This is a genomic window from Paenibacillus sp. JT22N1, from assembly GCF_059692155.1.
Genome location: NZ_JCAUAW010000028.1, coordinates 1 through 12,468, shown reverse-complemented (window position 1 = coordinate 12,468; position 12,468 = coordinate 1). Strand labels below are relative to the sequence as shown.

General features: G+C 45.0%; 13 protein-coding genes, 1 tRNA gene and 1 rRNA gene. 4 read left to right on the top strand and 11 right to left on the bottom strand.

Features of this window, described 5'->3' with window-relative positions:
* Window positions 1-181: 181 nt before the first annotated feature.
* The 4 genes from AC58UU_RS34525 to AC58UU_RS34510 all read left to right on the top strand — a co-directional run bounded on the left by AC58UU_RS34525 (window position 182) and on the right by AC58UU_RS34510 (window position 3,739).
* On the top strand, window positions 182-1,390 hold the full coding sequence (locus tag AC58UU_RS34525) for an MFS transporter (RefSeq protein ID WP_497322041.1): 1,209 nt from the start codon (window positions 182-184) through the stop codon (window positions 1,388-1,390).
* 63 nt (window positions 1,391-1,453) lie between these two features.
* Window positions 1,454-2,056 carry an RNA polymerase sigma factor gene (locus AC58UU_RS34520; RefSeq protein WP_497322040.1) on the top strand — a complete coding sequence of 201 codons (603 nt, stop codon included), beginning with the start codon at window positions 1,454-1,456 and terminating at the stop codon, window positions 2,054-2,056.
* Complete coding sequence (locus AC58UU_RS34515) at window positions 2,053-2,499, top strand: anti-sigma factor (protein ID WP_497322039.1); 447 nt, start codon at window positions 2,053-2,055, stop codon at window positions 2,497-2,499. Before AC58UU_RS34520 ends, AC58UU_RS34515 begins: the two co-directional genes overlap by 4 nt.
* A 22-nt stretch (window positions 2,500-2,521) precedes the next feature.
* On the top strand, window positions 2,522-3,739 hold the full coding sequence (locus AC58UU_RS34510) for a hypothetical protein (protein ID WP_497322038.1): 1,218 nt from the start codon (window positions 2,522-2,524) through the stop codon (window positions 3,737-3,739).
* Window positions 3,740-4,006: 267 nt separating this feature from the next.
* Here the strand turns inward: AC58UU_RS34510 and AC58UU_RS34505 are convergent, their stop codons facing one another.
* The 11 genes from AC58UU_RS34505 to rrf all read right to left on the bottom strand — a co-directional run.
* The gene (locus AC58UU_RS34505) at window positions 4,007-4,174 is read right to left on the bottom strand and encodes a small acid-soluble spore protein P (protein ID WP_127528150.1); all 168 of its coding nucleotides are present in this window, start codon (window positions 4,172-4,174) and stop codon (window positions 4,007-4,009) included.
* Window positions 4,175-4,336, bottom strand: coding sequence for a hypothetical protein (locus AC58UU_RS34500; protein WP_464648890.1), 162 nt, complete (start codon window positions 4,334-4,336; stop codon window positions 4,175-4,177).
* A gap of 21 nt (window positions 4,337-4,357) precedes the next feature.
* Window positions 4,358-4,705, bottom strand: coding sequence for a hypothetical protein (locus AC58UU_RS34495; protein ID WP_497322085.1), 348 nt, complete (start codon window positions 4,703-4,705; stop codon window positions 4,358-4,360).
* A 129-nt stretch (window positions 4,706-4,834) separates the two neighbouring features.
* A tRNA-Ser gene (locus AC58UU_RS34490) sits at window positions 4,835-4,919 on the bottom strand.
* A gap of 83 nt (window positions 4,920-5,002) precedes the next feature.
* On the bottom strand, window positions 5,003-6,283 hold the full coding sequence (gene serS, locus AC58UU_RS34485; RefSeq protein ID WP_497322037.1) for a serine--tRNA ligase: 1,281 nt from the start codon (window positions 6,281-6,283) through the stop codon (window positions 5,003-5,005).
* A gap of 94 nt (window positions 6,284-6,377) precedes the next feature.
* Complete coding sequence (pdxT, locus tag AC58UU_RS34480) at window positions 6,378-6,956, bottom strand: pyridoxal 5'-phosphate synthase glutaminase subunit PdxT (protein ID WP_261303411.1); 579 nt, start codon at window positions 6,954-6,956, stop codon at window positions 6,378-6,380.
* Window positions 6,956-7,837, bottom strand: a complete 882-nt coding sequence (gene pdxS / locus AC58UU_RS34475) for a pyridoxal 5'-phosphate synthase lyase subunit PdxS (RefSeq protein WP_029195693.1) — start codon at window positions 7,835-7,837, stop codon at window positions 6,956-6,958. Before pdxS ends, pdxT begins: the two co-directional genes overlap by 1 nt.
* Window positions 7,838-7,958: 121 nt before the next feature.
* On the bottom strand, window positions 7,959-9,314 hold the full coding sequence (locus AC58UU_RS34470; protein WP_497322036.1) for a D-alanyl-D-alanine carboxypeptidase family protein: 1,356 nt from the start codon (window positions 9,312-9,314) through the stop codon (window positions 7,959-7,961).
* 117 nt (window positions 9,315-9,431) lie between these two features.
* Window positions 9,432-10,889 carry an IMP dehydrogenase gene (gene guaB, locus AC58UU_RS34465; RefSeq protein ID WP_497322035.1) on the bottom strand — a complete coding sequence of 486 codons (1,458 nt, stop codon included), beginning with the start codon at window positions 10,887-10,889 and terminating at the stop codon, window positions 9,432-9,434.
* A gap of 164 nt (window positions 10,890-11,053) precedes the next feature.
* Window positions 11,054-12,256 (bottom strand): putative glycoside hydrolase, encoded by a 1,203-nt coding sequence (locus AC58UU_RS34460; protein WP_497322034.1) that lies wholly within the window; start codon window positions 12,254-12,256, stop codon window positions 11,054-11,056.
* A gap of 104 nt (window positions 12,257-12,360) precedes the next feature.
* Window positions 12,361-12,468: ribosomal RNA gene (gene rrf / locus AC58UU_RS34455) — 5S ribosomal RNA — on the bottom strand; the annotation flags it as partial.

Here is a 12,468-nt window from a genome sequence, read left to right as displayed (position 1 = left end):
CCATTTTTGTTATAGGAATCATGCGGCATGGAAAGGGATAGCCAGCCGATTTCCGCCCATTGTCTTATTTTGCAAACATCCAGTCATAGCCTTGCTGCAATCGATGTTCTATAATAAAACGATAGATTTATTAGTCCTCATTTCGATTCAAGAACTTAATCCGAAAGGAGCTCCCTCTTCGATGACAAGCATCAAAGCTTCATCCTCCTATCGCATTCCGCTCTTCTGTATAGTCACACTGCTGTTCTGGATGTCGATGTATACGAGCGTTCCCATTATGGCGCCTTACGTGGAATTCCTTGGCGGGAACCACCAGTTGGCCGGATGGATTGTCGGCATGTACGGGATCTCCCAAATGCTGCTGCGAATTCCCGTAGGTATCATGTCAGACCGGTTTCATAAGAGGAAGCTATTTATTACCTTTGGCCTGCTATTCACGGCTATAACAGGCTTAGGACTATGGATCACTCATGATTTCACATGGATCCTTATTCTCCGAGCACTGGCAGGCGCAGCCGCGGCAACCTGGGTTGATTTTACCGTATTATTTACGAGTTACTATAAGCATGAAGATTCAACGAAAGCGATCGGAACGATCTCCTTCTTCAATTCACTTGGGCAGGTTTTCGGTATTCTCGGTGCAGGATGGGCGGCAGATTCCTTCGGCTGGGAGGCCGTCTTCATTTTGGGAGCTGTGCTTGGCTTGCTGGGGATGATTGGATCCCTTTTCCTTGTAGAAAAAGTCGAGCTCGATGCGCCTAAAATCACGATGCGCGGTATCGGTGACGTTGCAACTGACCGTACACTGCTGTTCGTATCATTACTCGCTATCTTGTCGCAGGTCCTCATATTCGCAACTGTTTTCGGATTTACACCCGTTTATGCAACCCAGCTTGGAGCTGATAAATTCTCCTTATCGATGCTTGCGTTATTTGCCAACGTACCGGTAGCGTTAGCTTCCTTATTTGGCGGGCGGCGATGGGCTGTCCGGTACGGGGAGAAGCGTATGGTGGTATGGGGCTTTATTCTTATGGGGATATTTACATTCACGATTCCATTTACGCATCATCTTTGGGTGCTGATGGTTACACAGGCTTTTGCCGGCTTTGGTCGAGGACTTTCTTTTACCTTACTCATGGGGATGAGTATTAAACATATGCCTGCGGATAAGCGGGCGACGGCAATGGGTTTTTTCCAAGCTATTTATGGACTGGGCATGTTCATTGGACCCGTTCTTATGGGGATAATCGGCGATTGGTTCTCTCTAAATCAGGGATTTATTGTGTTGGGTGTACTTGGCGTTTTGAGCGCACTTCTGTCTCATTGGTTCGTACGAAGTGCCTCTTCTAAGCATCAAGCCAAACCTAGCAGTTCTACTGCAGCACTTTAACATGGGGAACGGATCTTGAAGATTCGTTCTTTTTCTTTTTGAAGAAATCGTGCAGGGGTACCGGTGGTCGCCTTCGTCTATTCATGCGGAGAGGAGGAGAAGCATATTCAGGAACAAGCACTCGTAAAGCGCATATTGAATGGCGATGAGGCAGCATTCCGTGAGCTTGTAACAACATATCGTCACTACTTGTTCCAAACGATCTATGCCATTGTACGCCACACTAAGGATGCCGAAGATTTATCACAGGATGTTTGGACCCGGATATATTTCTCCCTCCCTCAGTATCAAATGAAGGGTCTGAAAACCTGGATGACTCGCATCGCGGTGAACCGGGCTATCGATTTCAAACGATCGGCCAGCAGGCGTAGGGAAGAAATGACGGCTGAGATGGAGGAACCCATCCAATCCTCAGGCTCTCATCCTTATTCTGAGCATGGTGTGGAACATGAAGTGATGTTAAATGAGACGACTGAGCTCGTGCGTAAGAAGCTCCATCAAATCCCTGCCAACTATCATGAAGTATTAACGGCCTACTATATTCATCATCAGTCATATCAAGATATTGCCAATGCTCATGGGGTAACGGTCAAAACGGTAGAATCCAAGCTATATAGAGCCAAGCAGTGGCTTCGTAACAATTGGAAGGAGGAGGAATTCTTGTGAACCATTATAATGAACAAGCGTGGAAGCAATATGTGGAAGAGCGTCTGTCACCCGATCAATTAAGTGAGATGGAGCTTCATCTGTATCAATGTGATGAATGCTTGACGATGTATATGACATGTTTGGAACAAATGGAAACTGTACTTCCGATCATGGAAAAGGATACGCAAGGGTATGTGGATGCCATCATTGCCCGTACGACAGGAACTAAGCGCTCTTGGTATCACTCAACCATGCTGCATTACGGTATTGCGGCAGCGGCTACACTTATCCTGGTGGCTACTGGCTTCTTTCACGGAATTTCGCAGGAATTGGACTCTGTAGGTTCATTTAAACCTACAAACTCTATTAATACATCTTCCTCCCTACAAACAGATAAACCGATATCGGACCAATTGTTAAATAAAACACTGACGTGGCTAGACACGTTACAAAATAAATAAAAACAAGGAGGTTACACCCTTAATGCCTAATAAAAGCAGCCTAGTCGCTTTCCTGCTGTCCTTCATACCTGGAGTAGGCCATCTATATATGAACCGCTTATTCCGAGGGCTCCTATACGGTGGTGGGTTCTTTGGCTCACTATTCTTAATCTTCGTTGGAGTCGCCGTCTATCGCGCACCCGAACAAATCCTGATTCCTCTTGCCTTGCTGGCCGCCTTGACATGGGTTGTGAATATGCTGGATATGATTATCTTCCTGCTGCGCTCACAGCCCTATCGCCTGCCCGGCTCTTACGGGTCAGAGCAGCATGGGCAGCATGAGCAACCTTCATGGGACGCGAATCCTTATTCCACTCGAATGGCTGGTCAACAAGAAAAAACGAAAATTATGCTGCTCTCCTTCATCCCTGGACTCGGACATTATCAGCTTGGGTTAATGCATAGAGGTCTTACGGCGATGGTCTCCTTCTTTGGGGTTGCGATATTAGTATTCTTCGTCACCATCATGACGCATAATGAAGGCTTTGTTGCCTTTTTGTTGGCCCTGCCAGTTCTGTGGTTTTACACGATGTTTGATGCACTGAAACAACAGGGGAATAAACAAGCAGGGTTAGAGCTCGTAGATCGCAGTATTTTCGAAGACTTCCACTTTGGGGATGACTACGGGCGCAAAAACCGGACATTAGCAACAATTATCGCCATTTTTCCAGGTGCAGCTCACTTGTACCTCTCTATGACGAAACGCGGCGTCCAGCTAATGGCGATCTTCCTTTTCTCCATTTATATATTGGATGTACTCCGATTGTCTCTGTTTTTATTTTTGATCCCGATTCTCTGGTTTTTTAGCTTTTTTGATGCTTTGCAGAGCATTACGAAGTACGAGAATGGTACCCTAATTGATAAACCAATCATCGAGAATTGGACGGCTTATCAACGACCCATTGGTATGGTTTTGATCTTACTTGGCAGCTACTATGTCTTAAAAGATGTTGTTGTCCAATTTATGTATCAAATTCTACCTAGCGCAAGAAATTACATGTATTTAATTACGAATTTCAGCCAAACCCTCATCGTAGCCCTGCTGCTAATCGGTGGCGGCATACGTTTGTTAATGAACCGTAAACAACACGTTTCAACGTTTTCAACGTTTACTGATGAAGCTCAAACTCATTCGGGGTCGCACCAATCGAATCCAATGCATCAACACTATCTAGAAATCGACGAAAAAAAGAACCCCTAAGGGTTCTTTTTTGTCGGTGTTGATTGATTTCTTTAAAACGTGTTACACGTAAACCTTAGGAAAATCTGCTTATAAAACACGGTAAGTGTCTTTGGCACATCCCCTCCAGCCTGATTATAACAGGTAGAAAAGTCCTCTATGCAACGGTTGTTTCCCTTTCGCTAAACGCTCCAACGGAACCACACCTCTCTGCTCACCGACAAGATATAGTATGTCCGGCTCTTCGGTTTTTAAACATTTTGTAAAGATTTTTTTCTAAAGGTTTATTTAATGCCCGTGTCCCTGACCTTCCCCATGAGTACCTCTAGAGTGATTCTGATTCTTTACTTTCTTAGATCCTGATAGTGGATTTGGACTATTATTACGATCACTATTCTTTACCGAACCGTTTTCTACCAGACTATCCCCTGCGGAATAAGATTTCTGTTTAGCCATTTAGTGGTTACCCCTATTCTTGTCATGGTTTAATGCATCTTGATGTCTATTATCATTGACTTGCTGCTGCACTTGCTGAGCCTGATGGCTGTTAACAGGGCTAGCTTCAAAATCTTTAGCTACATTCTGTAAATTTTTATCAACCGCTCTTTGTCTTGTCACTGTGAACTCCTCCTTCGCCCTTTAGGCGTGTGTTACTCTCTGCAAGGCTTGTGCGCATTCATGGATATGGCGAACGTAATCATCCACCAGAGTCTGCACAATTTCGCTGGTCTCATCAATGTGTGTAGTGCCCTGCTGCACATCAGTCAGTTCAACCTTTACCTCTCTGTCGTCCACGTAGGTGACTTTAAAATCGATTGTATAGCCCGTATGCCCCGCCGCCATTATATGAACCCTCAGTGCCTGAGGATCGGCCTCATCGGCCCATACACGCGCCTGATCGGTTGGCTGCAGCGTTGTCGGGAGTACCGTCATCCACTCATTTACCAATTCAGCTTGATTAATCGATAGCTTATCAGCTTTGCTCATAGGTAACACCTCCACATGTATAAAATGCGGAGGCTACCCGTCTTTTATCCATGTAAAAAAACAACAAAAAAAGCCACACGATTCGTGAAAGAATCGCATGACTTCTTGGTTGGGGTATTACCATGGTTACGGAGAGGGTGGGATTCGAACCCACGGAGGCTTGCACCTCGGCGGTTTTCAAGACCGCTGCCTTAAACCACTCGACCACCTCTCCACGATAGGTGTCTCCTGGTGGGGAGACAACCTTGTGCAGTGACAAAAAGCATTGTAGCACAGATCTTATAGGAGAATCAAGTGCTATTTTTTTGTAATCACTTTGACATTGTTCATGTAAGGAATGAGAACGTCAGGAACCTGAATCGAACCGTCAGCTTGCTGGTAATTTTCGAGAATCGCAGCCACTGTACGACCAAGCGCAAGACCTGATCCATTTAGCGTATGTACAAATTCCGGCTTCGCCTTCGCATCTCTGCGGAAGCGAATGTTCGCTCTGCGAGCTTGGAAGTCTTCGAAGTTACTGCAGCTAGAAATCTCACGATATGCGCCGCTATTAGGCAGCCATACTTCCAGATCGTACGTCTTAGCCGATGTGAAGCCGATATCCCCTGTACAGAGTGACAACACTCGGTAAGGCAGCTTCAATAGCTGTAGAACGCGCTCAGCATGCCCTGTAAGCTTCTCCAGCTCATCATAGGAGTCTTCGGGCTTAACTAGCTTAACGAGCTCAATTTTGTTGAATTGGTGCTGTCTAATTAAGCCGCGTGTATCTCTACCCGCAGATCCAGCCTCTGAACGGAAACATGCACTGAACGCAACAAAATTAACAGGAAGCTGATCGTTCGTGAGAATATCTTCCCGATGATAATTTGTTACCGGTACTTCAGCTGTCGGAATAAGGAAATAATCCGAATTCTCCAGTTTAAACACATCTTCCTCAAACTTAGGAAGCTGACCTGTTCCCGTCAAACTCTCACGGTTAACGATATATGGAGGCAGCATCTCTTCATAACCATGCTCATCGCTGTGCAGGTCCATCATGAAGTTAATCAATGCACGCTCCAGCCTTGCGCCAAGCCCTTTGTAGAAAACGAAACGCGAACCCGTCACCTTCGCCGCAGCTTCAAAATCCAGAATGCCTAGCTCTTGCGCTACTTCCCAATGCGGCTTCACTTCGTAATCGAATTGTGGAATCTCGCCTACCCGGCGTAGTTCCACATTCTCTTCTTCTGTGCGGCCCACAGGAACGCTTGGATGGGGCATATTCGGGATGGAGAGCAAGATCTGCTGTAAGGACTCATCCAGTACACGGATCTCGTCATCGAGCTCTTTAATGCGGTCACCGACGACTTTCATTTCTTGGATTAGCTCATCCGCATTTTCGCCGGATCTTTTGCGACCAGCTACCTCTTGGGATACCGTATTCCGGCGGTTTTTGAGCTGCTCGGTTTCTTGTAAGAGCTCTCTACGCTTCAAATCTAATTCCGTAAAGCCGTTCAACTCTTCAATTTGTTTCCCGCGGTTTTGCATTGCAGCTTGCACAGCTGCCAAATCACTTCGAAGTAACTTTACATCAAACAAGGAGATTCCTCCGTTAGCGCAAAATGGTTAGAATATGGAAGCAAGCACCTTTACCGGCTATAATCCGGTGATATCAAGGTGCTTGTACCATCAATTATGCTTGTCTTTGCTTTACCATGTCTAAGAAATAGCTGTGCAGACGGAAGTCGTCTGTCAGCTCTGGGTGGAACGACGCAGCAAGGAGATGCCCTTGCTGCGCTGCGACGATCTGGCCGTCATACGTAGCCAGTACATCTACCCCCGGTCCCACCTTCTCGATGAGTGGCGCCCGTATAAAGACCGCGCGAACGTTCTCGTCGATGCCTTTGATCGGCAAGTCCGTCTCAAAGCTTTCGCGCTGACGACCGAACGCGTTGCGAGCCACCGTGATATCCATCAGCTCAAGGTGAGCTTCTGGCTGTCCGGTGATCTCTTTCGCGATGACAATCAACCCCGCGCAGGTGCCGAAAATCGGCTTGCCCGCGGCGGAAAATTCCTGAAGCGCATCAATGAAACCATAGGTGCGCATTAACTTGCCGATTGTCGTACTCTCTCCACCAGGTAAAATAATCCCATCAAGATCAGCTAGCTGCTCTGTTCGTTTGACAACGACGCCTTCGGCGCCAGCCTTCTCGATTCCACGAATATGTTCTGCTACCGCGCCTTGCAGCGCGAGAACTCCGATCTTCGTCATTACCAGCCGCGCTCCTGCATACGCTCGGAAGCTTGCAGCTTGGAAATTTCGATTCCCTTCATAGGGGCACCCAGGTTTTTGGAGATTTCTGCAATCAATTTATAGTCTGTGTAGTGAGTTACGGCTTCAACAATCGCTTTCGCGAATTTCTCAGGGTTGTCGGATTTGAAAATACCAGATCCAACAAATACACCGTCAGAACCAAGGTGCATCATAAGCGCTGCATCTGCAGGTGTGGAAACACCACCAGCTGCGAAGTTAACAACAGGCAATTTACCTGTTTCGTGAACTTGTAGAAGCAACTCATAAGGAGCGCCAAGTGTTTTCGCTTCAAACATCAATTCATCTTTGGACATCCCTTGGATTTTGCGAATTTGACCTTGAATTGTACGCATATGACGAACAGCTTCTACGATATTACCAGTTCCCGGCTCACCTTTGGTACGAAGCATGGAAGCACCTTCACCGATTCGACGCAAAGCTTCACCAAGATCGCGGCAACCACATACGAAAGGAACCGTGAAATCACGTTTGTTGATGTGGAATACTTCATCCGCAGGGGTAAGTACTTCACTCTCATCGATATAGTCAACGCCTAGGGATTCAAGAATTTTCGCTTCAACGAAGTGTCCAATTCTTGCTTTCGCCATGACTGGAATGGATACTACTCTCATCACATCTTCAACAATTGAAGGGTCAGCCATACGGGATACGCCGCCAGCTGCACGAATGTCAGCGGGGACGCGCTCAAGCGCCATAATAGCAGAAGCGCCAGCTGCTTCAGCGATTTTAGCTTGCTCGGCGTTCATAACGTCCATGATGACGCCGCCTTTTTGCATTTCGGCCATACCAGTTTTAACGCGGGAAGTTCCTGTTTCCATTCTTTATTTCCTCCTATAGCTTCTATGCCAATTTCATGCAGTTTCCTACACGATTCGATAGTAAATCTTCTAAACAATTATTTTACATGAAGGAGGGTTAATATACAACCCATTTTCTGGTCTAGGAGCCGCCTTTAATCCCTTTAAACATGTCGCTGAAGAAGTTCTTGAAGGAGCGGAACAAGAGACGAATCCAGCTGCCTTTTTGTACATCATCATTGGCAATTAGATCAACCGTTTTTTCTTGTCCATTGTAGCTTACTTTCACTTTGCCGAGCGTATCGCCCTTCGTAATTGGTGCTACGAGCTTGCTCTCTTCAAGCGGCTCTGCCGTAATTTTAAAGTCCGTATCTTTCGCACCTTTTCGAGTAACGAACGTCAGACCCGTTTTTGTCACAAGAGGCACTTGTGTTTGAACGCCTTTCTTAATGTTTACGATTTTCAAAGAATCTATTTCTTGCTTTGCATTTAGGAAAGGTTTAATTTCGAAATTATTGAATCCATAATCGAGCAGCTTTCTAGTTTCGTTGAAACGTTCCGGTTCTGTTTTAGTACCCATGACAACGGAGATAATACGCATTCCGTTTCGTTCAGCAGTACCTGTAAAACAGTACCCTGCATCATCAGTAGAACCTGTTTTCAAACCGTCCAGTCCTGTGTAAGCATATTTTTTCAAATTGGTGTTGCTCTGATTTCCTTCTAGCATCCAGTTCCAATTAATCATTGGCGTTTTATCAGCAGCTCTTAATTTTAAAGATGGGATTTTCGTGAATTCAAGTATTTCTTTATGATCCTTAAGGATATTATAGGCAAGAATGCCGGCATCTCGCGCAGTCATTTTGGTCTCGCCGTCAATAGATGCTGGCGGATTCTTGAGATCGGCACGTGAAAGTCCAGTAGCGCTAATGAAATGAGCTTTGTCCGACATACCAAGTTGCTTTGCTTTTTCATTCATCATTTTCGCAAAATTTTCTTCCGTACCACCAATTAATTCAGCAAAAGCCACGGAAGCATCATTCGCGGAGTAGATGGACATCGCATTAAACATATCTTTGAAAGTAAGTGTTTCATTTTCAGCAATCAGTTGACCAGAACCGATCACGTCCGCAGCATTTTTGCTTGCAGTCACTGGCGAATCCCATTTGAATTTACCTTCTTTAATACTCTCCATAGCCAGATACTCGGTCATCATTTTGGCCATACTGGCTGGCGGGAAAGCTTCATCCGCATTTAATTCATAGAGCACAGCTCCTGTGCTTGCTTCCATAATAATCGCAGATTTAGCTGCTGGTTTAGGTTCATTGAGTGCTGGTGTAGGTGCCGTTGAGGCCGCTGGGGCTACTGGTGCAGTCGTGGCTGCTGGTGCTTTGGTATCCGCGGCATATGTTGGCTGTATATGTAAAAGTAAGGATTGAGCAATTAAACTAACACCTAACACCAAAGCAACCTTTTTCTTTGTAAAACTTAAAAATCTCACAATTTCACTCTCCCTAATGATGTAATAACACGTTATATTGTACCACACCCCATTAGACAAAAAAAAGAAGACGTAGGTTCATTTCCCACGCCTCCAAATTCATCCATATTGTGACAATTACAACGAGTAATTAGGTGCTTCTTTGGTAATTTGAATATCATGCGGATGACTTTCTTTTAAACCTGCACCCGTAATTCGAATAAACTGGGTATCATTAATAAGTTCTTGAATATTGCGGGCACCACAGTACCCCATACCTGAGCGAAGACCACCCACGAGTTGATACACCGTATCCGCCATTGGCCCTTTATAAGCTACACGACCCTCGATACCCTCAGGAACAAGTTTGCTCTCGTTCTCTTGGAAATAACGGTCTTTGCTGCCTTCCTTCATCGCCCCTAAAGAGCCCATACCCCGATACACCTTGAATTTACGCCCTTGGAAAATTTCCGATTCACCAGGACTCTCATCCGTTCCAGCAAAAAGACTACCGATCATAACCGCACTAGCTCCGGCCGCGATCGCTTTGACAACATCACCGGAGTACTTGATACCGCCATCTGCGATAATAGGAACTCCAAACTCAGCTGCAGCTTGCGCACAATCATAAATAGCTGTAATTTGAGGAACACCAATCCCTGCAATAACCCTTGTTGTACAAATGGATCCAGGCCCAATTCCTACCTTCACCATGGATGCTCCAGCCTTAATGAGGTCACGTGTACCATCACCTGTGGCTACATTTCCTGCGATGATAGGCAGCTCTGGATATTGTGCTCTAAGTTTTTTCACAGTTTCTGCAATATTAATGTGATGACCATGCGCAGAATCTACGACAATCACGTCGATGCCGGTTTTTACAAGAGCTGCAGCTCTCTCCATAACGTCCTTAGCAACACCTACAGCTGCGCCTACGAGTAAACGCCCCTGTGCATCCTTAGCGGAGTTAGGGAACTGAATGGCCTTCTCAATATCCTTAATAGTGATTAAACCTTTAAGCTCAAAATTTTCATCGACCAAAGGTAGTTTCTCAATTTTATGCTTTTGAAGAATGCCTTCCGCTTGCTGAAGCGTAGTTCCCACAGGAGCTGTAACCAGATCTTCTTGGGTCATTACTTCTTTGATTTTGATGGAATAATCATGTACAAAGCGCAAGTCGCGGTTCGTTAAAATCCCCACCAGCTTGTTGGCTTCATTCACAATCGGTACACCAGATATGCGGTATTTTGCCATTAATTCTTCCGCGTCATAAACATGATGCTCAGGAGTTAGTGAGAAAGGATTCGTGATAACACCACTCTCTGATCTCTTAACACGGTCAACATGCTCAGCTTGAAGCTCAATGGTCATATTCTTATGGATAATCCCGATACCGCCTTCTCGTGCCATTGCAATCGCAAGCGCAGATTCCGTAACAGTATCCATAGCAGAGCTAATAAACGGGATATTTAATTTCACATGAGGCGCGAGCACGGTTGAAACGTCGATCTCCTTACCGAACACTTCAGACTTTCTCGGCACCAACAATACATCATCAAACGTTAAGCCTTCCTTACCAAACTTGTCTTCCCTCACAACACGTATTCCTCCTTAGAGTTCTCTATAAAAGAAAGCTTTGTTCGAATGAATCTTCTCATTCGTTTTGTTATATGATTGCAATCTTAACAAAAGCCTATTTTTCGTGTCAAGGAAAAGGACAAGTCTACCGGATAACCTTCGGCCTGAATAAGTCAATTCCGTTAACGATACGAATACGTGCTGCTCGAGTTCCACAACAAAAATTGTTCCACACCCTGCTCCTTAGCCGCTTTAATTTGCTCTTTAACATCAATAGTCCCATATTTCTTATGGGGTTTCACCCAAGTAGCTGTAAAATCTTGATACCACGGTCTAATTTCTGCAATATGGTTATCCGACTTTGCTAAAAGCTGGTTCTTCCCATTTGCATCGCTGATCGCTTTACGAATAACCGCATAGGGCTGTAGATCGGGATTCTTAATCCCATATACCCCACTAGAATAATGAGAGGGATACAGCATAGGTGAAATATAATGAACTTGCTTACTGATCATCGACCAATCTTGTCCAATGCCCATATCATTATCAGACGAAGTTGTTAATCCAAAGACATCGGCAGATAAATAGGCTTGTCCACCAATTTGTTCTTTGGCTTTTTTGAGGAAATTCTCGATTACCTGCGCTTTCGTCCAATTATTAGGGTTATCGAATTTGACCTCCTGATCCACTTTCTTACCATTCTCAGGAAATCTCACATAATCAAACTGGATTTCATCAAAACCTAATAAAGCTGCTTCCTTAGCAACTTGAATGTTATAATCCCATACTTTTTCCTTATAGGGGTCCACCCAAGCCGTTCCTTTACTATCCTTCCACACGTTACCCGTTTGAGTCATCATCGCATAATTACTTTTTTTCATGCTTAAATAGGGATCTTTAAAAACAACGACTCGTGCAATCGAATATATGTGCTTCTCCTTTAACCTTAGAAGCATGGCTTTCAGATCACGAATAATAACATGGCTATTAGCCCCTATCTCATTCACCAAAGGGACCGGCGACGGATATGTAACTTGTCCTGAATCGTTCTTAACATCGATAACCATCGCATTCAGATCAGTTTGATCCACTAGGTCAATCAACTGCTCAAATTTATTACCTACCGCTGACCAAGCAGATACATAAATACCTTTTACAATCTGCTTAGCGGGTTTTTGAGGCGTGTGCTTGACCTCATCAGAAGACATTAGCTTCGTTTCTTTGATTGAAATAGGCAATGTCTTTCCTAAATTGTTTAAAGCGTCTAGCGGATCTGTACCATCCTTGATCGAGTCCATCCTCACGGAGCAGCCACTTACCATTTGTATCACAAAGAAACCAAGAAACAAAACACGCAAACATCTCCTGTATATCGATGCACCCATACCAATCCCTCCTCATAGGGCTAGTATGGTTTAATATGTCGTTTTGTACTGATGTAAAAAAAAGAGTATTTCTGGAATTTCTTCCAAAAATACTCTTTATATGTGCTTGGCAACGTTCTACTCTCCCAGAACCCTGCGGTTCAAGTACCATCGACGCTGGAGGGCTTAACGGTCGTGTTCGAGATGGGAACGCGTGGGTCCCCTCCGCCATC

Coding starts and splice junctions, on each gene's coding strand:
- AC58UU_RS34525 (WP_497322041.1), top strand. CDS start 182: ATGACAAGCATCAAAGCTTCATCCTCCTATCGCATTCCGCTCTTCTGT.
- pdxS (WP_029195693.1), bottom strand. CDS start 7,837: ATGGAAACAGGAACTTCCCGCGTTAAAACTGGTATGGCCGAAATGCAA.
- AC58UU_RS34505 (WP_127528150.1), bottom strand. CDS start 4,174: ATGGCTAAACAGAAATCTTATTCCGCAGGGGATAGTCTGGTAGAAAAC.
- AC58UU_RS34510 (WP_497322038.1), top strand. CDS start 2,522: ATGCCTAATAAAAGCAGCCTAGTCGCTTTCCTGCTGTCCTTCATACCT.
- AC58UU_RS34460 (WP_497322034.1), bottom strand. CDS start 12,256: ATGGGTGCATCGATATACAGGAGATGTTTGCGTGTTTTGTTTCTTGGT.
- pdxT (WP_261303411.1), bottom strand. CDS start 6,956: ATGACGAAGATCGGAGTTCTCGCGCTGCAAGGCGCGGTAGCAGAACAT.
- AC58UU_RS34495 (WP_497322085.1), bottom strand. CDS start 4,705: ATGAGCAAAGCTGATAAGCTATCGATTAATCAAGCTGAATTGGTAAAT.